This is a genomic window from Taklimakanibacter lacteus (assembly GCA_003576695.1).
GTDB classification, from domain to species: Bacteria; Pseudomonadota; Alphaproteobacteria; order Rhizobiales; family Aestuariivirgaceae; genus Taklimakanibacter; species Taklimakanibacter lacteus.
Genome location: QOZQ01000008.1, coordinates 201,164 through 224,094 on the forward strand (window position 1 = coordinate 201,164; position 22,931 = coordinate 224,094).

The window sequence follows — 22,931 nt, forward strand, 5'->3', positions numbered from 1 at the left end:
CCGGCTGATTTACTGAACCGCCCGCAAGGCCGCGCCATGCGGGTTGATGTTGCGTGAATGAGTCTTCGTTCAGTCGATATTGAGATACAGCCCGATGCCCGGACGATACGGCCGATAATATCCGTCGTCATAGGGCTCGTAGTAGCGGTAGCGATAGCGGTGGTACCGCGCCGAACGGTGGCGGCTATGGCAGCGCGGATCGTCCCAGTTGCGCCGGCAATAGCGGGCGAATCTCTTCCAGCGCTTCTTGTGCCTGACCTCGACGACATTGCTGTTCCCGATGGTGTCGACCTTCACCGGCGATGAGTGCGGCATGGCCTGGCTCGTTGCCGGCAGGGCGAGAGCGACGCCGGCAGATATCCCGGTGGCTATGGCCAAAGTCTTGATATTCAACACAATAAGGTCCTCCTTTTTCTCTCTCCCCTAGACCTCGGATGCGCATGTTCGAAATCGGCCTGCCGATCGAAATGGCATCTTGACCAAACCAACTTTCGGCAGGAAGGATCGTTCCGGAAATCAAGGGAGCCTGAAATGAAGGCCTATTTCGTCCAGATAAAATGCGAGCTGGGCAAAGCATACCAGGTGGCGACCGCGATCGCCGATGCCGAGATCGCCTCCGAGATCTATTCGACCTCGGGGAACTACGACCTTCTGGCAAAATTCTATCTCGAGCCCGAGGCCGACATCGGCCACTTCGTGAACGAGAAGCTGCACAAGATAAAGGGCATCAGGGACACCTATACGATCATCACCTTCCGCGCTTTCTGAAGGCCAGCCATGCGCTTCTTTTGGCTACTGATCATCGTCCTTCTTGCCGCCACAAATTCCGTTAGGGCAGCCGAAAATGCCGAGCGCGCCGTCATCGGCTTCTCGCCCGATGGCCGCTATTTCGCCTTCGAGCAATATGGCGTTCAGGACGGATCGGGCTTTCCGTTCTCCGAGATATTCATCGTCGATCTTCACGCCGATGAATGGGTGAAGGGCTCGCCCTTCCGCGAGACGGTGGAAGATGAGAGCGCGCTCGTCAGCGGCGCCAGAGCAAAGGCCGCCAATTCCGCCCGGAGCCTGATCGCCTCCCTCAGCATCGCCGAGCCCGGCGAAATCCTCGCGTCGCAGCCGGTCACCGAATCATCACAAGACCGCCACCGCGTGACTTTCGATCCCTTCTACATCGGGCTTGGGAGCCAGCCCGCCACTCGCTACACCTTGCGCATCGAATTGGTGCCCTTCCCGGCGCCCGAGAAATGCCTCGACCACAACGACAAGCAGATGGGCTTCAGGCTCACCGTCACGGACAATGACAAGAACCTCACGAAGGAGGCCCATAAGGATGCGGCCATCCCCTCCTCACGCTATTGCCCGCGTGACTATGACCTCGCCGATGTGATCGCCTATCGCACCTATTCGCCGCCTGGCGAGAAATATGTCGCCTTGGTTGGAGTCTACACGCCGGGCTTCGAAGGCTCGGACCGACGCCTGATCGCTGTTCCCTTCACCCTGCCCTAAGCCTTGACCAACCCCTCATGCTGAGGTGCGAGCGTAGCGAGCCTCGAAGCATCCATCAGGATAGAGTGAGCTTGCCGCAGCAAACCCTTCGAGGGCCGCTACGCGGCCACCTCAGGGTGAGGGTGATGGGTAGGAGCTAATCCCACGCTAATCCGCAATCGCCGTCAGATAGCGCTCGACCGAGCGTGCCACCGCGCCCTTGCCGTCCGCCAGGATGCGCATGTTCCAGAAGGCGCTGTAGACCTGCCCATAGTCGAAGGACTCGAGCGCGCCGGCGATGCACTTCACCGCTCGGGCATTGAGCGGCACGGCATTGGGATAGGAATACATGAAGCTCACATGCTTGCGGTCCATGACGACCTGCAGCGTATCGCCCGCCAGCACGACATTGGACTTGTCCCGTCGCCGCCAGTGGCAGACCGAGCTTCCGTCGAAATGCCCGCCGCAATGGATCAAGGTGACATCCGGCAGGATGGCTTTCGTCTCGCCGGTCCAGAAGACGATCGCCGGATCCGGCCGCATCACCCATGGCCGGTTGCCCTCATGGATATAGACCGGGATATTACCGAAGGCCCGGCTCCATTCGACGATCGCCGAAAAGAAATGCGGATGCGAGATGGCGATGGCCTTCACCTTGCCGCGTGCGGTAAGCGCCGCGACCGCCTCATCGCTGACCAGAGGCACGCAATCCCACAGCACATTGCCGTCCGCCGTCTCGGCCAGCAGGGCGCGCTGCCCGATGGCGAAGGCGGGCTCGACGCCGATGCTGAGGATTCCATCCTCGTCCCTGAGCACGACCGCATGGTCGCGGCCAAGCTCTTCCATCGTGGTCCAGGCCTGCCCGGCCCAGCGCACATATTGGCGAGGGTCCGAGCAGATGGGACATGATGAAGGCGGGCTGTCGCTTGCCGCGAATTGGACAGCACATTGCACGCACATGAAGTGAGGCATGAAATTCTCCGATTCCCCCCAAGGATAGCGAGGATCGGAGAAATGAAACACCCCTCCTGCGGATTTTCGAGTTTCCGCAGGAGGAGCTTGAGTAATGACTACTGCTTGAGCGGCTCCAGTCCCTGGGCCGTCTTCGCCAGGCGCATCAGGTTGATGAACTCGGCGCGATAGCCGAAGGCGTCGGTTCCCTTGGCGGCTTGCGCCAGCGCGATCACGTCATCATAGGAATAGGACCTGGTATATTGCCCGCCGCGCAGAAGCTGCCCGAAGGCGGCGACCGCCGCCGAGAAGCGCGCTTCCTGCGGCGCCGCATCGACCGTGGCCGATGCTGCGCTCACCTTCACCGGCTCACTGATGAGCTTCGAGTCCTTTTCGCCCGGCAGCTTGTAGCGGATCTTGACGAAGCCATATTCATCCGCCCCGGCCTTTGCCGGCGTCTCGCTCGCCCCATAGCGCAGATCGTCGTTGAGCTTGGCCTTGGAATCCCGGGGCGTGATCTCATAGATCGCCGTCACCGTATGGCCGGAGCCGATATCGCCGGCATCGACCTTGTCGTTGTTGAAGTCTTCACGCTTCAGCATCCGCGTCTCATAGCCGATGAGCCGGTATTCCGAGACCGTGTCGGGATTGAACTCGACCTGGATCTTGACGTCCTGCGCGATGGTGAACAGCGTCGAGCTCACCTCATCGACCAGCACCTTGCGCGCCTCGTTGATCGTGTCGATATAGGCGGCATTGCCATTGCCGTTCTGCGCCAGCGTCTGCATCATCTCGTCATTGTAGTTGCCGCGCCCGAAGCCCAGCACCGACAGGGTGACGCCGGTCTCGCGCTTGCGCTCGACGAAGCTCTTGAGTTCCTCGGGATCGGTGATGCCGACATTGAAGTCGCCATCGGTCGCCAGGATCACCCGGTTGATGCCCGTCTTGTCGAAGCTCTGCTCGGCCAGCTGGTAGGCCTGGCGGATGCCCTCGGCGCCCGCCGTCGAGCCGCCCGCCATCAGCCGGTCGAGCGCGCCGATGATTTTCGCCTTGTCCTTCGCCTTGGTGGGCTCGAGCACCGTCCCGGCGCTGCCGGCATAGGTCACGATCGACACCGTGTCCTCAGGGCCCAGCGTCTCGACCAGCATTGTCATCGCATTCCGCAGCAAGGGCAGCTTGTCGGGTGAATCCATCGAGCCCGACGTATCGATCAGGAAGACAAGGTTCGATTTGGGCTTTTCCTGGCCATTGAGCGCGAAGCCCTTGATGCCGACATGCATGAGCTTCGTGTCGGGATTCCATGGGCTGGGGAAGACAGAGACATTCGTCTTGAAGGGCACGGCCTTGTCGACCGGCCCCGCATAGTCATAGGGGAAATAGTTGATCATCTCCTCGACCCGCACCGCATCCTTCTGCGGCAGGACATTCTGGTTCAGCTCCGCCCGCACGAAGCTGTAGGACGACGTGTCGACATCGATCGAGAAGGTCGAGACCGGCTCGTCCCTGGCGATCTTCACCGGGTTGGTCTCGATATCGCTGAACTTGTCGCGGCCCTGATCCTGGTAATGGACCTGCGGCTGGTCGGCAGGCAAAGCGAGGCCAGGCGCCGGTGTCTTCTCGAGATAACCACTGATCGCGCCGGCATCGAACTCGACTGCTTTCTGCCGGGCCACCACTGTCGATGGCATGCTCGGCAGCGGTGCTGCTTCCTTCTTCGCGGGCTCTGGCGCCGGCGATGCCAGTTTCGCCTCTTCATCCTGATCGACGCCGGGCGTGAAGGGGATATTCTGCACCTCGTGCAACAGCCCGCTATTGATCGCCACCAGCGAGATGACGGCAAGGCTCGCGCCGGCCATCAGGCCATGGCTCAACTTCAATCCATGCATTTTTGAGCTCCCGAAAAGAACACCCCTCACCCGCTCGATGAGACGGGGCCCAGATGCCTTTCCTTGGGACGCCTTCGAAAAATTCTCGTCATAGTGCGCCATCGCCGCAGCGATCCCGGCCGCCTTGGCCGCCGCATCCGGCTCGATCGCGGTTTCGGCACGGAAGCGCGCTTTGATATGGTCCAGTTCGTCAGTCATGGTCCGTCTTCGCCATCTCCGTCAGGTGCTTGCGCACCTCATGCATGCGCCAGGACACGGTCGCTTCCTTGATGCCGAGCACTTCGCCTGCCTGCGCGTGGCTCATATCCTCGGCGAGGACGAGCAGCGCCGTCTCCTTGAGATCGGGCTTGAGCCGGTCGATCGCCTGATAGAGCCAGCGGGTCCGCCGGTCGCTGTCGGCCCAGTCGGCGCTGCGCCCGGCCTCGACCTCGACAAAGGCGGCCTGCATCCTGGCGACGCTCCTGTGCCGCCGGGCCCGGTCGCGGCAATGGTTGAGCGCCAGCTGATAAAGCCAGGTCGAGAAGCGGCTGCGGCCGCCGAAGCTCGTGATCTTGCGCGCCAGCGCCATGGCCATCTCCTGGGCGGCGTCCTCGGCCTCAGCCCTGCTGCCCAGGAGGCGGTAGGCGACCCGGTAAAGCATGCCGTAATGCCGCTCCAGCAGAAGCCGGAACGCGGCACGGTCGCCGTCCTGCGCAAGCCGGACAAGATCGAGGTCGCTCGCACTCATGTCTGCAGGGTTTGACGGACGCCGATGGCGAAAGCTTGGGGTGGCCGGAAAATATTTCAGGGCCCGATGCCGGCGATCAGATCAGGCTCGATCCTGAAGACGATGTCGCCGCTGTCCGAATCCGGGATGATGATCGTATCGCTTTGGGGGGTCTGGGGGAGATCCGTCCCGTAAGTAGCATCGACGATGTCCTGCTTCAGGAAATCGCCCAGTTCCGCGCCGGTGATGAGATCGTCCCGGTCCCCGACCTTGACGTCGCCGCGCAGCACCCGGGTAAATTGCCGGGTGAAGCGGCTTTCGGCCGGGACCTCCTGGTTCTCGGAACCCGCCGTTATCACCCGGCGCACCGGCGCAAGATGGAGATGGATCTCCCAGGGTTTGATCGCCTCGTCGCCCTTCTTCTCCATCATCCGCAGCGCCACACCGGAGAAGCAGCTGTCGAACACCCACAGCACATGCTTGGCCTCCATCAGTTCCGACCATTCGGCGATGCGACTCATATTGAGCGCCGTATTGGCGAAGGGGATGGGGCTGTCGATGTGATGCGGAGCATCCTTCGGAATGAACCACCCCACCTTCTTCCTCGTCAGCTTGTTCTCGATCGTGATACCGTGGCCCGAGAAAAAGAACAGCAGCCGCGCATTCGTCTTGGAGCCGTGCTCATTGACGAAGTCCTTGATCGCGGTCTCCAGTGCCCGGCCGGTCGGGTCGAGGAGCGTCTTCACCTTGAATCCGTGCATGATCTCGAGCGTCCGTCCCAGCTCATCGATCTCCTCGCCGACCGCGGGCAGGTCGCGCCATGCCTTCAGGGTTTCGTCGTAGTGGCTGACGCCGACGAGAAGCGCGTAGCTGCCGTCCTCATAGGTTGCCACCATCTCGCCGGGTTGCGCCTCGTAGAGCACTTCGGCGGCGCGGGTCTTGGCGTCCTTCTCCGGCACAATGGGAGCGGTCGCGACGGCATTGAAGTAGAAAGGCTCGATCAGGCCTGTCTGGACCCAGGGATTTTGATAGCCGTTCGTCGAGGCCAGCACGTCGTCACGCACCAGCCTGGCGAATTCCAGGAATTCGAGACCGGGAGTTTTCAGATTCTTGGCCAGCGCCAGCGCGAAGGGACCGTTGCTGCCTGATCCATCGAGCGCCTGCCGCCCGGGCGCGGTCGCATACATCACCACCATGCGGCGACGACCGACATCGACTGGCGCGAGACCGCGTTGTGCATCGAGCCTGACTGCGCCACGGGTCGTCGAGGCGGCCGCGAAAGGATTGTCGTTGCACGCATCGAAGAACATGAGGAATGTCGCCGCCGCATTGGCGCTCCCCAGCCTGTCGATCAACTGAGTCAGGCTGACGCCTTCAAGTTCCAGATCCGCCTCAGTCGTGATCGCGGCGTCACGCGGGATGAGATAGTTCGTGCCGTCCACCTGGATGCCCTGTCCTGCATAGTAGACGACCACGATCGGATCCGGGACTTCGGCGATCTGTGCGGCAAATTCTACGATCCCTCGGCGCAATTCGGCATTGGAAGGGTTGGTCAGCGACGTGACCTCAAACCCCACATCCAAGAGGCTATCCGTTATCAGGCGGCCATCATTGGCGGCGTTCTTCAGCGCCGGAAGTGGATGGTAGTCCGAGATGCCGATGACGAGCGCCAGGCGGGGACGTTCGGCCGCCTCTGCTGGGCCGATCCCGGTCAGCATGACGAAAGCCACGAACAAAAGTCCGGCCATCCATATGGGAACTTTGGTCAGCTGAGCCGTCACTGCCGTCATCTACCTCGCCATTGGACCATCAGATTATGTCCGGCTCGTGGAGTCAATATGGCCCGATGCTGGATTTTCCCTCGCTCTCGCCCTTTCGATTTGATAGACCGCGCAGGTCAGAAATCGCACGAGCTCTCTTATGATTCCGCGTTATACCCGCCCCGAAATGGCCGCCGTCTGGGAGCCCCAGACCCGTTTCCGCATCTGGTTCGAGATCGAGGCCCATGCCGCGGACGCCATGGCCGAGCTGGGCATCATCCCCAGAAAGGCGGCCGAGGCCATCTGGGCCAAGGGCCGCGACGCCCAATTCGACGTCGCTCGCATCGATGCGATCGAACGCGAGACCAGGCACGATGTCATCGCCTTCCTGACCCATCTCGCCGAGATCGTCGGTCCCGATGCGCGTTTCGTGCATCAGGGCATGACGTCCTCCGACGTGCTCGACACCTGCCTCAATGTCCAATTGTGCCGGGCGGCCGACCTCCTCCTTGCCGATCTCGACGACCTGCTCGTGGCGCTCGAGCGCCGCGCCAGGGAGCACCGCAACACGCTCACCATTGGCCGCAGCCACGGCATCCATGCCGAGCCCACGACCTTCGGCGTCAAGCTGGCTTTCGCCTATGCCGAGTTCAGCCGCGCCAAGGAGCGCCTCGCTTTCGCCCGCATGGAGGTCGCGACCTGCGCCATTTCGGGGGCGGTCGGCACTTTCGCCAATATCGACCCGCGCGTTGAGGAGCATGTCGCCAGGAAGATGGGCCTGACGCCCGAACCGGTCTCGACCCAGGTCATCCCGCGCGACCGGCATGCGATGTTCTTCTCGGTGCTGGCCGTCATCGCCAGCTCGGTCGAGCGCCTGGCCACGGAAATCCGCCATCTGCAGCGCACCGAGGTGCTGGAGGCGGAGGAATTCTTCTCGCCCGGCCAGAAGGGCTCATCCGCCATGCCGCATAAGCGCAACCCGGTGCTGTCGGAAAATCTGACCGGCCTTGCCCGTCTGGTTCGCTCGGCCGCGGTGCCGGCGCTCGAGAATGTGGCGCTCTGGCATGAGCGCGACATCTCGCACTCATCCGTCGAGCGCGGCATCGCGCCCGATGCCACCGTGCATCTCGATTTCGCCTTGCGCCGCCTCACCGGCCTCATCGACAAGCTTCTCGTCTATCCGCAGAACATGAAGAAGAATCTCGACCGGCTCGGCGGTCTCATCCATTCGCAGCGCGTGATGCTGGCGCTCACCCAGAAAGGCATGGCGCGCGAGGAAGCCTATGCCGCGGTCCAGCGCAACGCCATGCCGGTGTGGCGCGGCGAAGGCAATTTCCTGACCCTTCTCCAAGCCGACAAGGACGTGACGGCGAAGCTCTCCAAGGCCGAGCTCGCCGAGCTCTTCGACCTTGGCTACCACACCAAGCATGTCGACACGATCTTCAAGCGGGTCTTCGGCTAGCATGATCCGGAAAAGTGGAAACCGGTTTTCCGGAAAAATCATGCGCAAACAAAAAGCCAGAGCGTAATGGCGACTCGACGAAAAGCCATCATGCTCTTGAGTATCGGACCGATGGAACGTCCGGCGCCCGCCTGTCACGCTCGGCCGGTACGCACGCTCGCTGACATGCTGGTCAGTTGGTGATGACGATCCGCGTGCTGCCCTTGCCATAGCGCTGCACGAGGCTGAAGAGCCTGGCGGCATTGCCGGGCGCCAGCCGGATACAGCCATGCGAGGCCGGCCGGCCGAGCGAGCGCACATAGCCGGTGCCATGGATGGCATAGCCGCCCTTGAAGAAGATCGAATGCGGCATCGGCGAATTGTCGTATTTGCTCGAATAATGCATGCGCTTCAGCATGAAGGGCCGGTAGGACCCGCGCGGCGTCCAGTAGCCGCGCCGCGCCGTCGAGACGCGCCAGGTCGCATAGGGCCAGCCATTGACCGAGACCGACATGGTCTGGCTCGATATGTCGATCCTGACCGCGACTTTGGCTTGCGCCGCCGAAGCCATTATGAAGAGGCCCAGGAAACCCGCAGCGGCAACCGAGGCGATTTTCCGGAAGAATCCAGTACCCATACGCATGTTCACTAGCCCTCAGTAATCTCAGCCCGAATAGGCCGATAGGAAAGCATGACTCGCCTTAGGCTTTCAACAGTCGTTTCCTTCACGTCACCGTGATTATTCCTACCGCATTCCTCCGGGAACAGATTGAATTTCCAGAAATATGTTTAAGGGCTCATTCCTTACGGGCGCAGAATGCGAATAAATCCCGGGGGGTGCCCGTTCAGGCGATGATTCCCGGCATGTCCACAATCTTCAAAGCTTGCGCGCCGGTGCAAGGCAGTGATCAGCGCCGCTTGCCTTTGCGGACAGTCGTCCGGTACATTTTTTTTCGAGGACGAAGGATGGGATTTCGATGCAAGGCCTGGGAATTTTCACAAGACTGAAGCCGCCGCGTTCCGAACCGGAAAATTCCCTGCTCCGGCGCGATCTGGCGAACCAACCCATTGATATTGCTGAAGCGGGAGTCTTTTTGCGAAAAGTCCCTGAAAATCCCTGTAATTCCCTGTATTTCAGGACGGCGAGACGGGTGCCGCGAACGTAAGTTTATTCCCAGGCTTAGTCGAACAAGAACTCGCGGCCGACCTTGACGCGCCTTACCCCGTCATAGGCGATGATGTCGGCCGTCGCATAGGTCTCGGACAGGGTCGCGGGCAGGAAGCTGCCGGTGCCGACGACATCGAGCGGCGCCTTGGCGGCGCCCATGACCTGGCATTTCTGCGGATCGAAGCCGGAGGACGCGACGATCTGCGCATCGCGATAGCCGGCCTCATCGAGCGCCAGGCGCACATGGATGATGGAGGCGACCGACACGCCCTTGCCGAACAGGATGCGCCGCACCTTGTCGACCAGGATATTGCCGGGATCGAGCTGGAAGGCGCGCCCGCCCAACACTTGTTCGACGATGTTGTATTCGCCCGAGACGCCGAGCCAGTGGCCGACGCGCTCGACCGATTTCTCATAGTCGAGCCCTTCGGCGAAGCGCCCGCCATGCGTGTCGAGGCGCACGCCGAAGGTCTTGCCCTTCTCGTCGAGCTTCTCTTCCTCGTAGAACCACCTGGCGCAGCGCAAGGCGTCGGTGATCTCCTCGCCCGTATAGTCGACCAGCGCGATCAGTGTCTTGGCGTCGGGGATCGTGGCGTTGAAGAGCTTCATCGCTTCCAGCACGTCGCCGCCGGTATAGCCGACGAGCGCATGCGGCATGGTGCCCATGCCCTGGTCGGCGCCGAACAAGGGCGCGGTCAGATCCTGCGAGGACCCGACGAAGCCCTTGACCTTGGGATCGGCGCGGCGCGCCGCTTCGCTGCCGATCGCCGCGCCATAGGCGGCGAGGATGTTCATCTCGGCGCCGCTCGCATGGCGCGCATGCATGTCCATGAAGCCGGCGGTCGGGATGGCGCGGCACATCTCATAGGCGTTGTTCGCCGACACGCAGGGAAAGCCCGTCTTCTGCAGGAGCAGCGTCTCGATCTCCGAGAGCTTCGCCATGGAGCCGGTGATCTCCATCATCTTCATTTCCGACGGAACCAGGTCGCCCTCGTTGAAGAAGCGCTGCACCTTGGTGCCGGGTGCCAGGCGGTTGATGATGCGGATGGTGGGTTCGAGCGCCGCGACGACGCGCCTTCGCATGAACACCGCGAAGGTCACTTGCGCGTCGCCATGCGCCTTCACGATGCGCGACGTATTGGTGAAATACTTGTCGGTCTGGGCTTCGATCGGGCCAGCGCTCAGACAGATATCGACGATCCGGTCCAGGACCTCGTCGCGCCTGGCGGTCAGGGGAGTTCGCTGATCCATAACAATGCCTCTCTGCCAGCCCGGATTGTGGACGCTAACGGAATAGGCGTCAAATCTCGGCCATCTGATCCTGCAACGCCTTGGCGCCCGCCGCCATGAGCCCGACATCGGTGGCCGCTGCGATGAAACGGAAGCCATGCCCGGCGAAGACAGCGCAAGCCTGGGGCGAGCCGCCGAACGCGCCCGGCACCAGCCCGTTCTTTTTCGCCGCCGCGGCGATCGATTTGATCGCGGCCTCGAGCTTGGGGATCTTGAGGTCCTTGCCGAGGCCGAAGCCGAGCGAGATCGACAGATCATTGGGGCCGACGAACAGGCCGTCGAGGCCCGGCGTCGCCGCGATGGCGTCGAGATTGCCGAGCGCTTCCTCGGTCTCGATCATCGCGAAGACCATGGTGCGGCGGTTGGCTTCCTTGAGATAGTCCGCCGGCACGACGCCCGCCGCCTGGACCGCCGCATAGCCGCCCCAGCTGCGCATGCCCTGGGGCGCGTATTTCGCCGCCTTGACCAGCGCCTGGGCCTGGTTCGCCGTGTTGACCATGGGCGCGATGACCACCGATGCGCCGGCATCGAGCGCCTGCCCGACAAGTCCCGGATCGTTCCACAGGATGCGCAGGATGAGCGGCTTGCCGGTCTGGGTGATCGCCGGCGACATGGAAGCGACATCGGTGAAGCCCGCAAGGCCGTGCTGCATGTCGATGCAGACACCCTCATAGGGAAGCCTCGCCACCTGCCCTGCGACAATTGCGCCCGGCAGCGTCATCCAGCTGAAATAGAACGGTTCGGACTTGGCGAGCCTTGCCCTGAGATCGACGCTCATCGGGATGCCTTACTTCTCGGCCTGCAGCTGCTGGATGGCCTTGCCGAGCAGTTCTTCCATGGTGCGGCGGATCTGGTGGTCCGACTGGTTCACGCTCTTGGCGTCGAAATCCTTGCGCACCTTGCGGAAAACATCCTCATCGCCCGCCTCTTCGAAGTCGGCGGCGACGACGGATTTGACGTAAGCCTCGGCTTCGGCGCCGGAAAGGCCCAGTTTTTCGGCAGCCCACTGGCCCAGGAGCTTGTTGCGCCGCGCATTGGCCCGGAACCGCATTTCCTCGTCAAGGGCGAATTTCCGCTCAAAACCTTCCTCGCGCTTGTCGAAAGTCGTCATTCCGGTCTCCCCTGTAGTTAATGCAGCCACGCAGCCTGCGCATGACCCCTGTGGCCGATGAGATAGCGACTGCCCGGCCCCAAATCAACCGCGCTTGATTATCTGAGGCTCCCGGGCTAGGTCCATTGTGCAGCGCAACCATAGGCCCTATATTTTGCCCATGGCGGCAAATGCGAGTCGCATAACTTCTCGATATTGGTGGCGTAAGTCTCCCTTGCGGACGTAATTTGCGAGGGTAACAAGGGTTTTCTGGATGAGGATTGTGAATATGAACACCAGGCGCACCCGCATATATGAGGGCAAGGCCAAGATCCTGTATGAAGGGCCCGAGCCCGGAACCCTGATCGTTCACTACAAGGACGATGCAACCGCCTTCAATGCCCAGAAGAAGGCCGTCATCGACGGCAAGGGTGTGCTCAACAACCGCATCTCGGAAATGATCTTCACGCGGCTCAACGAGCTGGGCCTGCCGACCCATTTCTTGAAGCGCCTCAATATGCGCGAGCAGCTCGTGCGCGAGGTCGAGATCATCCCGCTCGAGGTCGTGGTGCGCAATGTCGCCGCGGGCTCGCTGTCGAAGCGCCTCGGCATCGAGGAAGGCACCGCCCTGCCCCGCTCGATCATCGAATTCTACTACAAGAAGGACGAGCTCAACGACCCGATGGTCTCGGAGGAGCATATCACCGCGTTCAACTGGGCGACGCCCCAGGAGATCGACGACATGATGCATCTCGCCATCCGCATCAATGATTTCATGTCGGGCCTTTTCCTCGGCATCGGCATCAAGCTCGTCGACTTCAAGATCGAGTTCGGCCGGCTCTATGAGAACGATATGATGCGCATCGTGCTGGCCGATGAGATCAGCCCCGATTCCTGCCGCCTGTGGGACATCAAGACCCAGGACAAGCTCGACAAGGACCGCTTCCGCCGCGACATGGGCGGCCTCGTCGAAGCCTATCAGGAAGTGGCCAAGCGCCTCGGCATCATGCCGGAGCTCGCCGAGCCCGAACGGTCCCGCCCGCAATTGGTTAAGAGTGACTGATCTCATCATGAAAGCTAAAATCAAAGTCACGCTGAAGAACGGGGTCCTCGATCCGCAGGGCAAGGCGATCGAGGGCGCGCTCGGCTCGCTCGGCTTCTCCGGCATCGATCACGTGCGCCAGGGCAAGTATTTCGAGATCGACCTCAAGAGCACGGACAAGGCGAAGGCCAAGGCCCAGCTCGACGACATCTGCAAGAAGCTTCTCGCCAACACCGTCATCGAGAATTACGAGATCGAGCTCGCTTAGACAGCATGAAATCCGCCGTCATCCTTTTCCCGGGCATCAATCGCGAGCGCGATATGGCGCGGGCCCTCGAAGCCGTCACCGGCCACAAGCCGGCCATCGTCTGGCATACCGAGACGACCTTGCCCAAGGTCGACCTCGTCGCCGTGCCGGGCGGCTTCTCTTATGGCGACTATCTGCGCTGCGGCGCCATCGCGGCACGCTCGCCGATCATGGCCGATATCCGCGCCAAGGCGGCCCGGGGCCTGAAAGTGCTGGGCGTGTGCAACGGCTTCCAGATCATCACCGAGGCCGGCCTCCTGCCGGGAGCGCTTTTGCGCAATTCGGGCCTCAAATTCGTCTGCCGCGAAGTGAAGCTCAAAGTGGAGAACACCCGCACCTTCTTCACCAATCGGATGAAGCAGGGCGATGTCGTGCGCTGCCCGGTCGCCCATGGCGAAGGCAACTATATTTGCGACGCCGAGACCTTGAAAGCGCTCGAGGACAATGGCCGCGTCGTCTTCCGCTATGCCGAGGGCACCAATCCCAATGGCGCGATGAGCGACATCGCCGGCATCGTGAACGAGGCCGGCAATGTCATCGGCATGATGCCGCATCCTGAGAATATGATCGAGCCATTGCACGGCAATACCGACTGCCGGCCGCTGTTCGAAAGCCTGCTGGCGGCGTGAGCGCCGCGGTCACGCTCTACGGCGCCTCCTACAGCGTCTATGTGCGCGCCGTCAGGATGGCGCTCGCCGCCAAGCGCGTCGCTTACGATCTCCAGCCCGTCGATATCTTCTCCGCTGCGGAGGATCACGAGGCCTATCGCAAGCTCCATCCTTTCGGCCGCATACCCGCTTTCCGCCACGACGATTTCGTTCTCTATGAGACGGCAGCCATCAACCGCTATGTCGATGAAGCCTTCTCCGGGCCGGCCTTGCAGCCGGCAAAGGTGGCGGACCGGGCGCGCATGGTGCAGGTCATGGCGATGACCGATTCCTACGGCTATCGCCCGCTGGTCTGGGACATCTATGTTGAGCGCGTTTCGCAGGCTCGCGACGGCAAGCCGGTCGATGAAAAGCTGATCGCCGCCGCTTTGCCCAAGGCGCGCACCTATCTTTCAGCGCTCGACGCCCTGAAGGGTGACATGACATATCTCGTCTCAGCCAAAGCGAGCCTCGCCGATTTCCATGTCGCCCCGGTTTTCGGCTATTTTCTTCAGGCCCCGGAGGGGCGCCAGATGCTTTCGGAATTCCCCCGTCTTGCCCGCTGGTGGGAGAGCATATCCGCAATGCCTGAATGGAGCCTCGCGGTCGCCGAATGAATATGCAGGGCACGACGTCGTTTCAGACATGGAGAAGAGGCCTGGCCGGCGCCGGTTTCGTCATCGGCACCGCGACGCTCGTCAGCCAGTTCCCGCTCACTTTCTCGCTGTCGATGGCGGCCGGACGTACGTCTCTCGGCTCCATCGTCTTCTTCTTCAGTTTCTTCACCATCCTCAGCAACATCCTGGCGGTGCTCTGCTTTCTGGCCGCTCTCCTGCCCGGGCAAGGCCGCCTTGCCTTCTTCCGCAAGCCTGGCGTCCGGAGCGCGGTGGCACTCTATATGCTGGTCGTCGCCATCATCTATATCGCCATCCTCGAGGGCCTGTGGGCGCCGGAGGGCCTCATGCGCCTGCTCGACACGCTGCTGCACTATGTGATGCCGGCCCTCTACCTTATCTTCTGGTTGGTCTTCGTGCCGAAGGGCACGCTTGCCTATGCCGGCATCCCGAAGACGCTGGCCTTCCCCTTCCTCTATGCCGTCTATGTCATGATCCGCGGCGGCCTGACCGGAGAATATCCCTATCCGATCATGGATGCGGGCAAGCTCGGCTATCCCTCGGCCCTGCTCAACATCGCTTTCATATTCATCCTGTTCGTCGTCCTGGGCCTGGCCTTTGTCGCCTATGACCGCTGGGCCGGAAAACGCAGCCGCGAAGCCCCTTCGGGGTAAGCTTTTTGCCGAGTTGTTATCAGGGCCCAACCCCGCTAAGCAGACCCCTTTCCGCAAGAGCCGTTCCAGCGAAAACCATGATTCCCAACGACATCAAGATCACCCCTGAACTCATCGCCCAGCATGGCCTCAAGCCCGATGAATATGAGCGCTTCCGCAAGCTCATCGGCCGCGATCCGACCATCACCGAGCTCGGCATCGTGTCCGCCATGTGGAACGAGCACTGCTCCTATAAATCCTCCAAGAAGTGGCTGAAGACGCTTCCCACCACCGGGCCGAAGGTCATCCAGGGCCCGGGCGAGAATGCCGGCGTGGTCGATATCGGGGACGGCCAGGCGGTCATCTTCAAGATGGAGAGCCATAACCATCCCTCCTTCATAGAGCCCTATCAGGGGGCCGCGACCGGCGTCGGCGGCATCCTGCGCGATGTATTCACCATGGGGGCGCGGCCTGTCGCCGCCCTGAACGCGCTGCGCTTCGGCAGCCCCGATCATCCCCGGACCCGGCACCTGGTCTCGGGCGTTGTCGCCGGCATTGGCGGCTATGGCAATTCCTTCGGCGTGCCGACGCTGGGCGGCGAGGTGAACTTCCACCCGCGCTACAATGGCAACATCCTCGTCAATGCCATGGCGGTCGGTTTGGCCGATGCCGACAAGATCTTCTATTCGAAGGCGGAAGGTGTGGGACTTCCCGTCGTCTATCTCGGCGCCAAGACCGGGCGCGACGGCATCCATGGCGCCACCATGGCGTCCGCCGAATTCGACGACAAGGCCGAGGAGAAGCGGCCGACCGTCCAGGTCGGTGATCCGTTCACGGAGAAATGCCTGCTCGAAGCCTGTCTCGAATTGATGGCGTCCGGCGCCGTCATCGCCATCCAGGACATGGGCGCTGCCGGTCTCACCTGCTCGGCGGTCGAGATGGGCGCCAAGGGCGATCTCGGCATCGAGCTCGATCTCGACAAGGTGCCCTGCCGCGAGGACGGCATGACTGCCTATGAGATGATGCTGTCGGAATCGCAGGAGCGCATGCTGATGGTGTTGCGCCCGGAGAAGGAGAAAGAGGCCGAGGCGATCTTCCGCAAATGGGGGCTCGATTTCGCCATTGTGGGTGAGACCACGAATACGCTGCGCTTCGTCATCAAGCATGGGGGCGAGGTGAAGGCCGACCTGCCGATCAAGGAGCTGGGCGACCAGGCGCCGGAATATGACCGCCCCTGGGTGGCGCCGAATGCGCCACCGGTGCTCAAGGCCGACGCCGTGCCGGCGCCGAATGATCTCAAGGCCGCGATCCTGAAGATCCTCTCGAGCCCCGATATGTCCTCGCGGCGCTGGGTATGGGAGCAATATGACCATCTGATCCAGTCCAATTCGGCGCAGATTCCTGGTGGTGATGCCGGCGTCCTCCGCATCGAGGGGACGCCCAAGGGCCTCGCGGTCTCGACAGATGTGACGCCCCGCTATGTCGAGGCCGATCCTTATGAGGGCGGCAAGCAGGCGGTGGCCGAATGCTGGCGCAATCTGACCGCGGTCGGCGCCGATCCCATCGCCGTCACCGACAACCTCAATTTCGGGAACCCTGAGAAGCCCGAGATCATGGGAACTTTCGTCAGGGCGATCGAGGGCATTGGCGAGGCCTGCCGGGCACTCGATTTCCCGGTCGTCTCCGGCAATGTCTCGCTCTACAACGAGACCAATGGCCAGGCGATCCTGCCCACGCCCGCCATTGGCGGCGTCGGCCTCCTGCCCGATCTCGGGAAAATGGCGACCCTCGCCCTCAAGGCCGAAGGCGAGGCCGTCCTGCTGCTGGGTGGCCATGGAACCCATCTCGGCCAGTCGATCTATCTGCGCGAGATACTGGGCCGCGAGGAAGGCAGCCCCCCGCCCGTCGATCTGACCAGGGAAAAGCGCCATGGCGACCTGATTCGATCTTTCATCAGATCGGGCCAAGTCACTGCCGTGCATGACATTTCCGACGGCGGCCTGGCTTCCGCGCTGATCGAGATGGCGCTCGCTTCGAAGACGCTCGGGGCCTCGATCGTGGCGCTCGATCATGTCGCCCTCTTCGCCGAGGACCAGGCCCGCTATGTGGTCACCTGCCCGGCCAGGGAAGCCGCCAAGATCATCACCCAGGCCCATGTGAAGGGCGTCGATGTCATCCGGATCGGGATGGTAACCGACAAGGCCGGATTGATTGTCGAAGGTGCCGCTTCTATATCCTTGGACGAGCTGCGGGCGGCCCATGAAGGCTGGTTCCCGGCCTATATGGGCGCCAAGGCTGCCTGAAGGAGAGATTGAGCATGGCGATGAACGCCTCCGAGATCGAGCGCCTGATCCGCGAAGCCCTTCCGGATGCGCGTGTCGAGATCCGCGATCTCGCGGGCGACGGCGATCACTATGCCGCCAATGTGGTATCCTCTTCCTTCAAGGGCAAATCGCGCGTCCAGCAGCACCAGATGATTTATGCCGCGCTCAAGGGTAGAATGGGCGGTGAGTTGCATGCTTTGGCGCTGCAGACCAGCGCCCCGGAGGACTGATTGGAATGCTCCATCCGATCGCGATTGCAGGCGCTGTGGCAGTTATCGTGGTGGGTGTGGCGCTTCTGGCGCTTCGGACGGTGGGGAAACGAAAAGGATATGGACCGCAAATGGCGGTCGAGCAGCCGCCTTCAGCCTTGTGGCTGACCGAGAAAGCGGCCGAAAGCCGGCATGAGGAACACAGAGACTATCTCAGAGAGCGAGTGAAAAATGACCGACATCAAGACCTGGATTGACAATGAAGTGAAGTCGAATGACGTCGTGCTGTTCATGAAGGGCACGCCGGACGCGCCGATGTGCGGCTTCTCCGGCCGCGTCGTGCAGATCCTCGATCATCTCGGCGCCGACTATAAGGGCATAAATGTCCTTGAATCGGGCGAAGTGCGCCAGGGCATCAAGGACTATTCCAACTGGCCGACCATCCCACAGCTCTATGTGAAGGGCGAATTCATCGGCGGCTGCGATATCGTCACCGAGATGTTCCAGTCTGGCGAGCTCAAGACGCTCATCGCCGAGAAGACGGCCGCCTGACCTCACCGCGGCCCCATCCGCAGTGCGCCATCGAGCCTTATGGTCTCGCCATTGAGCATCGAATTTTCGATGATATGAATGGCGAGGCTTGCATATTCCTTGGGGTCGCCGAGGCGTGAGGGAAACGGCACCTGGGCACCGAGGCTCTTGCGGTACTCTTCCGCTACGGTCATCAGCATCGGCGTCATGAAGATGCCGGGCGCGATGCTGTTGACGCGGATAGCGAGGGAGCTGAGATCGCGCGCCGCCGGCAAAGTCATGCCCACGACGCCGCCCTTGGATGAGGCATAGGCAACCTGGCCGATCTGGCCCTCATAGGCGGCGATGCTCGCCGTGTTGATGATGACGCCGCGCTCCTCACCCAGAAGATCGAGCTTCGCCATGCGGGCGGCGGCAAGCCTCAGCATATTGAAGGTGCCGATCAGATTGACGCTGATCACCTTGGCATAGTTGGCAAGCGCCAGCGGTCCCTCCTTGCCGACTGTCCGGCCGGATGGAGCGATGCCGGCACAGTTGACGAGAACACGCGCCGGCCCATGCGCTTTGGCCGCCTCATCGAGCGCCTCGGCTGCCGTCTCCTGCGTCACATCGCAGCCCAGTGCCAGGCCACCGATCTCCGCGGCAACGGACTTCGCTCCATCGGGGCTGATATCGAGGACCGTGACCCTTGCCCCTTTCTTCGCGAGGGCCCGCGCCGTGGCCGCTCCAAGTCCCGACCCGCCCCCCGTGACCACCGCCGCAACCCCTGCAATCTCCATGGCACTCCCCTGTGAAAACCCGGCACTCCCTCATACAGAACCGCCTGCGATCAGGCGACAGGCCCCATGCATCGTGCATGGCTGGCCCGGTTCGGCCGGCGATTGACGCCAAGTGACGGTTCGGGCAACTCAGTTGCCCAACCGCATGGCCCTCACCTCCTCACCATCGACGTCGCAAGGCTCGACCCTTGCTTTCACAGCGCTTCTGGGCGCCGGCATCGCCGTGGGTTTCTCACCCATTCTCGCCCGCGTCTCCGATCTCGCCCCGCTGGCTTCAGGCTTCTACCGGTTGGCTTTCGCGGTTGTCGCCATCTGGCTGGCGATCAGACTCAGCGGCGGCGAACTTCAGCCTTTCGGTGCGATGACACGGGGAGATCGCATCCGGATGGTGCTGGCCGGCATCGCCTTTGCCGCCGACATCGCCTTCTGGCACCTGGCCATCGCCCACACCACCGTGCTCGAGGCGACGCTCCTCGCCAGCACCGTACCCATCATCGTCACGGTCGCATCAGTGTTCTTCTTCGGCGAGAAGATCAAGCCGCTCTTCGTCATTGGTCTTGCCGTCGCACTCGCCGGCGTCGTGACCCTGGCGCTGCAGCGGACCGGCGCCTTGGCAATGCCACCCGACCGGCTGCTCGGCGGTGTCTACGCGGTGATGGCCGCTTCCTTCTATGCCGCCTATCTGCTGCTCATCACCAAGGTGCGCCGCAACAGTTCGACCGGCACCATCATGCTCACCACCACGCTGGTCTCGGCGCTCGCCATCCTGCCTTTCGCCTGGGCACTCAGCCCGACCATGGAGTCGGGCTCGCTCAATGGCTGGCTGATCCTGATAGCGCTTGCCGTCGTCAGCCATGCCGGCGGCCAGGGCATGATGACTTTCGCACTCGCCCATCTGCCCACATCCTTTTCCTCGATGATGGGGCTGATGCAGACGGCGGTCGCCGCCGTCGTCGCCTGGCTCATACTGTCTGAGCCCCTGACCCTCATGATGCTGGCAAGCGGGGCCGCGATCCTCGCCGGCATCTGGATCTGCCGCAGGGCGACGACGGTCTGAATGGCGCGGCTCAAACCCATCCTCGCTTTGGCCTTCACCATGCTGATATGGGGTGTCACGCCGGTTTTCCTGCGCTCGATCTCGGTCGGGCTGGGGCCGGCCGATGCGCTGGTGATCCGCTACGTTCTCATTTCGCTGGCCTGCATCATCCTGCTCTTGGTCACTGGCAAATGGCGCATCGCCCGGGCCGACTGGCCTCGCCTGCTCGTGATTTCGATCATCGGCATCTTTGGCTACAGCGCTGCCTCGGTCTATGCCTTCGCAACCGTGCCGGCTGGCGTCGGCGGCCTCATCTATGCCACGCAGCCCCTGTTCATCCTGCTCCTCGCCGCCATCATGCTGGGCGAGAGACTGACCTATGCCAGCATCTTTGGCCTGATCCTGGCAATCGCCGGAACCGTCCTCCTCGTCTGGGACGATCTCATGGCGACGGATACGACCCAATCATACCTTACCGGCACATTGCTGCTGCTCCTCGCCTGTTTCGCATGGTCGTTCTATTCGGTTCCCGGCAAGGTCATCATTCAGCGCTATGGTACGCTGTCGATCACGGCGCTCAGCCTGCTCGTCGGGACCATCCCGATGCTTGCCTTGGCATCGTCCCGAACCATCGACACGCTCACCCGCATGACTCAGGGCCAGTGGCTCGAGCTCGTCTTCCTGGCTTTTGTCTCATCCTTCATCGCCATGTTCTGCTGGACCTACGCCACCGCCAGGCTGCCGGCTTCGACGATCGGCACGTCGCTCTATGTGATCCCGGTGATCGCCGTGCTGGCCGGTGCTTTCTTCCTGGGCGAGACGATTGCCTTGACGACGATGATGGGCGGCCTCCTGATTCTCGGCGGTGTCGCCGTCGCCCAATTCGGGCCGCGCTAGATTAGGCGCCAGAGGCAGGTCGGGCATGATGAGAACGCAGTTTGACCAGGCTCCGGTTGTGCCTATGCTGCGCCCCCACTTTTGAGGCGCCCATGACCGATCAGCCGCTCGCCAGACCCACGCCCTGGTACTATCTGCCCGCCGTGATCATCGTCTCGGGCTGCCTCGTCGCCATGGTCAATTTCGGCGTGCGCTCTAGCTTCGGCTTCTTCACCACGCCGATTTCGGAGGCCCATGCCTGGCCGCGCGAGATCTACAGCTTCGCCATGGCGCTGCAGAACCTTCTGTGGGGCGTTGCGACACCGATCGCCGGGGCTCTCGCCGACCGATATGGCAGCGCCCGCGTCCTGATCGGCGGTGCGCTCTTCTACGCCGCCGGCACGGTGCTGATGGCCATGGCGACGACGCCCCTCATGCTCCATTTCGGCGGTGGCATCCTGGTCGGTATAGGTATTGCCGCTTCGTCCTTCGGCATCGTCATGGCCGCTTTCGGCCGGCTCGTGCCGCCGGAGAAGCGGTCCTGGGCCTTCGGCATCGCCACCGCGGCGGGTTCCATGGGCCAGTTCATCTTCGCGCCCTTGGGTGGCGTGCTCATCCCGGCCTTCGGCTGGTTTGAGGCGCTGCTCATCCTTGCCGCCTGCTCGCTTCTGATCATCATCTTCGCTTTGCCCCTGATGGCGCATAACACCTCGAGGAGCGCCGTGCCACCGGGCGAAGCGGAAATGAGCATGCGCCAGGCCATCAAGGCGGCCTTCGGCAATCGCTCCTACAATCTCCTGACCGCCGGCTTTTTCGTCTGCGGCTTCCAGCTCGCCTTCATCACCATCCATCTGCCGCCCTATTTGCGCGAGCACGGCATCAGCAACGAATTCGCCGGCATTGCGATGAGCGCCATCGGCCTGTTCAATGTGCTGGGGTCCTATTATTCGGGCATCATCGGCGGCCGGGGCGCCAAGCGCATTCCGCTCAGCATCATCTATGTGCTGCGCTCCCTGGCCATCGTCGCCTTCATCCTTCTGCCCATCACCAATGTGACGACCATGGCCTTCACCATATCGATGGGTCTCCTGTGGCTCTCGACGGTGCCTCTGACCATGAGCCTCGTCACCGTGATGTTCGGCACCCGCTATATGGCCACACTCTATGGCTTCGTGTTCCTGAGCCACCAGGTCGGATCCTTCTTCGGCGTCTGGCTCGGCGGCAGGCTCTACGATCAGTTCGGCTCCTATGATCCGGTCTGGTGGATGGGCGCCGCGCTCGGGATCTTCGCCGCATTGGTCCATCTGCCTATCCGCGAGCAGCGCTCCAACCACTTCGCGCAGCCTCAGCCGGCCTGATGGGCAGCTGGCCGGGCCATAGATTTGCGCTGGCCTTTGGCGGCATCGTCCTCCTCGTCTGGCTCGTGGTGATGGCGGTGACCATGCGCCAGGCGGCCTTGCCGCCGGAAGCGTCGGGGCCGCTGCTTGCGGTCTTCGATCCCGGCATGAGCGAGGATGAGATGTTCGCCCGTATTGTCGCCGCCAATGGCATGCCGGTGCGCGGCACCTGGCTTGGCTTCGTCTGGATCGTCCAGGGCGAGGAAGCAGGGCTTGCCGGCCGCCTCGAAGCCAATGGCGCCATTGGCACCTATTCGGAACTGCCCTTCAATGCCTCGCTCGCCGGCTGCTTCGCCTTCGCCGATGCCAAGATGGCGGAAGCCTTCTCGCTGCGTCCCTGAATTGGCAGCACTCTTTCGGGCGGGCTGCTAACAGATTGAAAAATAACCGTTAAATCAATCTTCACTGTCTTGACCGAGAATCCCGGCTGCAACAAGCTGTTATCGCCAGAGAATCTGGAGGACGGCGATGATCGACAGAAGCTTCGAAGGTCAGTTGCGAGGGTGGTCCTTGACGACGGCGGAGATCATGTACCGCCTGCCCGATCACCGCGATATTCTTCAGCTCTTCCTCTGGCAGGACTACGATCTGGCGCCGCAATTCCCGCGCCTCGTCAAGTTTCTCGATTTCTGGGCGCACAATCTCGACGGCCCGCTCTGCGAGGTGCGCGTCGCTCATTCATCGATCGTCGGCCCGGCCGAGCTGCGCTTTGTCGGCAGCGAGTGGCGACTGCACTGAT

The 22,931-nt window shown here is 62.2% G+C and carries 27 protein-coding genes; 17 read left to right on the top strand and 10 right to left on the bottom strand.

The window, feature by feature from the left end; genetic code table 11:
* Nucleotides 1-69 precede the first annotated feature (69 nt).
* Nucleotides 70-396, bottom strand: a complete 327-nt coding sequence (locus DT068_RS17565; protein WP_162914272.1) for a hypothetical protein — start codon at nt 394-396, stop codon at nt 70-72.
* A 135-nt stretch (nt 397-531) separates the two neighbouring features.
* Between DT068_RS17565 and DT068_RS17570 the strand changes: the two genes are divergently transcribed.
* Both DT068_RS17570 and DT068_RS17575 read left to right on the top strand, forming a co-directional pair.
* The gene (locus tag DT068_RS17570) at nt 532-768 is read left to right on the top strand and encodes an Lrp/AsnC ligand binding domain-containing protein (RefSeq protein ID WP_119391174.1); all 237 of its coding nucleotides are present in this window, start codon (nt 532-534) and stop codon (nt 766-768) included.
* Nucleotides 769-777: 9 nt separating this feature from the next.
* Nucleotides 778-1,506 (top strand): DUF2259 domain-containing protein, encoded by a 729-nt coding sequence (locus DT068_RS17575; RefSeq protein WP_119391175.1) that lies wholly within the window; start codon nt 778-780, stop codon nt 1,504-1,506.
* A gap of 147 nt (nt 1,507-1,653) precedes the next feature.
* On the opposite strand, the gene DT068_RS17580 is transcribed toward DT068_RS17575, so the two are convergent.
* From DT068_RS17580 to DT068_RS17595, 4 genes are all read right to left on the bottom strand, one after another.
* On the bottom strand, nt 1,654-2,457 hold the full coding sequence (locus DT068_RS17580; RefSeq protein WP_119391176.1) for an MBL fold metallo-hydrolase: 804 nt from the start codon (nt 2,455-2,457) through the stop codon (nt 1,654-1,656).
* A gap of 98 nt (nt 2,458-2,555) precedes the next feature.
* Nucleotides 2,556-4,520, bottom strand: coding sequence for a vWA domain-containing protein (locus DT068_RS17585; protein ID WP_119391177.1), 1,965 nt, complete (start codon nt 4,518-4,520; stop codon nt 2,556-2,558).
* The gene (locus tag DT068_RS17590; RefSeq protein WP_119391178.1) at nt 4,513-5,049 is read right to left on the bottom strand and encodes an RNA polymerase sigma factor; all 537 of its coding nucleotides are present in this window, start codon (nt 5,047-5,049) and stop codon (nt 4,513-4,515) included. Before DT068_RS17590 ends, DT068_RS17585 begins: the two co-directional genes overlap by 8 nt.
* 56 nt (nt 5,050-5,105) lie before the next feature.
* Nucleotides 5,106-6,818: a caspase family protein gene (locus DT068_RS17595; RefSeq protein WP_119391179.1), complete on the bottom strand. Its 1,713-nt coding sequence runs from the start codon at nt 6,816-6,818 to the stop codon at nt 5,106-5,108.
* A 130-nt stretch (nt 6,819-6,948) separates the two neighbouring features.
* On the opposite strand from DT068_RS17595, the gene purB reads away from it, so the two are divergent.
* Nucleotides 6,949-8,250, top strand: coding sequence for an adenylosuccinate lyase (gene purB / locus DT068_RS17600; protein WP_119391180.1), 1,302 nt, complete (start codon nt 6,949-6,951; stop codon nt 8,248-8,250).
* Between the two features lie 172 nt (nt 8,251-8,422).
* Here the strand turns inward: purB and DT068_RS17605 are convergent, their stop codons facing one another.
* From DT068_RS17605 to DT068_RS17620, 4 genes are all read right to left on the bottom strand, one after another.
* Nucleotides 8,423-8,866 carry a L,D-transpeptidase gene (locus DT068_RS17605; protein WP_438816443.1) on the bottom strand — a complete coding sequence of 148 codons (444 nt, stop codon included), beginning with the start codon at nt 8,864-8,866 and terminating at the stop codon, nt 8,423-8,425.
* A gap of 543 nt (nt 8,867-9,409) precedes the next feature.
* On the bottom strand, nt 9,410-10,648 hold the full coding sequence (locus DT068_RS17610; protein WP_119391181.1) for a nicotinate phosphoribosyltransferase: 1,239 nt from the start codon (nt 10,646-10,648) through the stop codon (nt 9,410-9,412).
* Nucleotides 10,649-10,697: 49 nt separating this feature from the next.
* A complete protein-coding gene (locus DT068_RS17615) occupies nt 10,698-11,465 on the bottom strand; it encodes an HpcH/HpaI aldolase family protein (RefSeq protein WP_119391182.1) in 768 nt (255 codons plus the stop codon).
* Nucleotides 11,466-11,474: 9 nt separating this feature from the next.
* Complete coding sequence (locus DT068_RS17620; RefSeq protein ID WP_119391183.1) at nt 11,475-11,798, bottom strand: DUF1476 domain-containing protein; 324 nt, start codon at nt 11,796-11,798, stop codon at nt 11,475-11,477.
* 268 nt (nt 11,799-12,066) lie between these two features.
* Between DT068_RS17620 and purC the strand changes: the two genes are divergently transcribed.
* From purC to grxD, 9 genes are all read left to right on the top strand, one after another.
* Nucleotides 12,067-12,840, top strand: coding sequence for a phosphoribosylaminoimidazolesuccinocarboxamide synthase (purC, locus tag DT068_RS17625; protein ID WP_119391184.1), 774 nt, complete (start codon nt 12,067-12,069; stop codon nt 12,838-12,840).
* A 4-nt stretch (nt 12,841-12,844) separates the two neighbouring features.
* Nucleotides 12,845-13,087 carry a phosphoribosylformylglycinamidine synthase subunit PurS gene (gene purS / locus DT068_RS17630; protein ID WP_119391306.1) on the top strand — a complete coding sequence of 81 codons (243 nt, stop codon included), beginning with the start codon at nt 12,845-12,847 and terminating at the stop codon, nt 13,085-13,087.
* A 5-nt stretch (nt 13,088-13,092) separates the two neighbouring features.
* The gene (gene purQ / locus DT068_RS17635) at nt 13,093-13,755 is read left to right on the top strand and encodes a phosphoribosylformylglycinamidine synthase subunit PurQ (protein ID WP_119391185.1); all 663 of its coding nucleotides are present in this window, start codon (nt 13,093-13,095) and stop codon (nt 13,753-13,755) included.
* The gene (locus tag DT068_RS17640; RefSeq protein WP_368904793.1) at nt 13,752-14,390 is read left to right on the top strand and encodes a glutathione S-transferase family protein; all 639 of its coding nucleotides are present in this window, start codon (nt 13,752-13,754) and stop codon (nt 14,388-14,390) included. The genes purQ and DT068_RS17640 overlap by 4 nt, the downstream gene beginning before the upstream one ends.
* A complete protein-coding gene (locus DT068_RS17645) occupies nt 14,387-15,061 on the top strand; it encodes a Pr6Pr family membrane protein (protein WP_162914274.1) in 675 nt (224 codons plus the stop codon). The genes DT068_RS17640 and DT068_RS17645 overlap by 4 nt, the downstream gene beginning before the upstream one ends.
* 77 nt (nt 15,062-15,138) lie before the next feature.
* Nucleotides 15,139-17,343: a phosphoribosylformylglycinamidine synthase subunit PurL gene (purL, locus tag DT068_RS17650; protein WP_119391187.1), complete on the top strand. Its 2,205-nt coding sequence runs from the start codon at nt 15,139-15,141 to the stop codon at nt 17,341-17,343.
* Between the two features lie 14 nt (nt 17,344-17,357).
* Nucleotides 17,358-17,594, top strand: a complete 237-nt coding sequence (locus DT068_RS17655; protein ID WP_119391188.1) for a BolA family protein — start codon at nt 17,358-17,360, stop codon at nt 17,592-17,594.
* 5 nt (nt 17,595-17,599) lie between these two features.
* A complete protein-coding gene (locus DT068_RS28085; protein ID WP_162914275.1) occupies nt 17,600-17,830 on the top strand; it encodes a hypothetical protein in 231 nt (76 codons plus the stop codon).
* Entirely contained in the window at nt 17,805-18,125 is a 321-nt protein-coding gene (gene grxD, locus DT068_RS17660; protein WP_119391189.1) for a Grx4 family monothiol glutaredoxin, read from the top strand. Before DT068_RS28085 ends, grxD begins: the two co-directional genes overlap by 26 nt.
* 2 nt (nt 18,126-18,127) lie before the next feature.
* Here the strand turns inward: grxD and DT068_RS17665 are convergent, their stop codons facing one another.
* Nucleotides 18,128-18,883 carry an SDR family NAD(P)-dependent oxidoreductase gene (locus DT068_RS17665; RefSeq protein ID WP_119391190.1) on the bottom strand — a complete coding sequence of 252 codons (756 nt, stop codon included), beginning with the start codon at nt 18,881-18,883 and terminating at the stop codon, nt 18,128-18,130.
* 133 nt (nt 18,884-19,016) lie between these two features.
* Between DT068_RS17665 and DT068_RS17670 the strand changes: the two genes are divergently transcribed.
* From DT068_RS17670 to DT068_RS17690, 5 genes are all read left to right on the top strand, one after another.
* On the top strand, nt 19,017-19,940 hold the full coding sequence (locus tag DT068_RS17670) for a DMT family transporter (protein WP_162914276.1): 924 nt from the start codon (nt 19,017-19,019) through the stop codon (nt 19,938-19,940).
* The gene (locus DT068_RS17675) at nt 19,941-20,816 is read left to right on the top strand and encodes a DMT family transporter (protein WP_119391192.1); all 876 of its coding nucleotides are present in this window, start codon (nt 19,941-19,943) and stop codon (nt 20,814-20,816) included. It abuts the gene before it with no gap.
* Between the two features lie 92 nt (nt 20,817-20,908).
* A complete protein-coding gene (locus DT068_RS17680) occupies nt 20,909-22,153 on the top strand; it encodes an MFS transporter (RefSeq protein WP_119391193.1) in 1,245 nt (414 codons plus the stop codon).
* On the top strand, nt 22,153-22,533 hold the full coding sequence (locus DT068_RS17685) for a hypothetical protein (RefSeq protein WP_119391194.1): 381 nt from the start codon (nt 22,153-22,155) through the stop codon (nt 22,531-22,533). Before DT068_RS17680 ends, DT068_RS17685 begins: the two co-directional genes overlap by 1 nt.
* A gap of 127 nt (nt 22,534-22,660) precedes the next feature.
* On the top strand, nt 22,661-22,930 hold the full coding sequence (locus DT068_RS17690; protein ID WP_119391195.1) for an usg protein: 270 nt from the start codon (nt 22,661-22,663) through the stop codon (nt 22,928-22,930).
* The last annotated feature ends 1 nt before the right edge of the window (nt 22,931 follow it).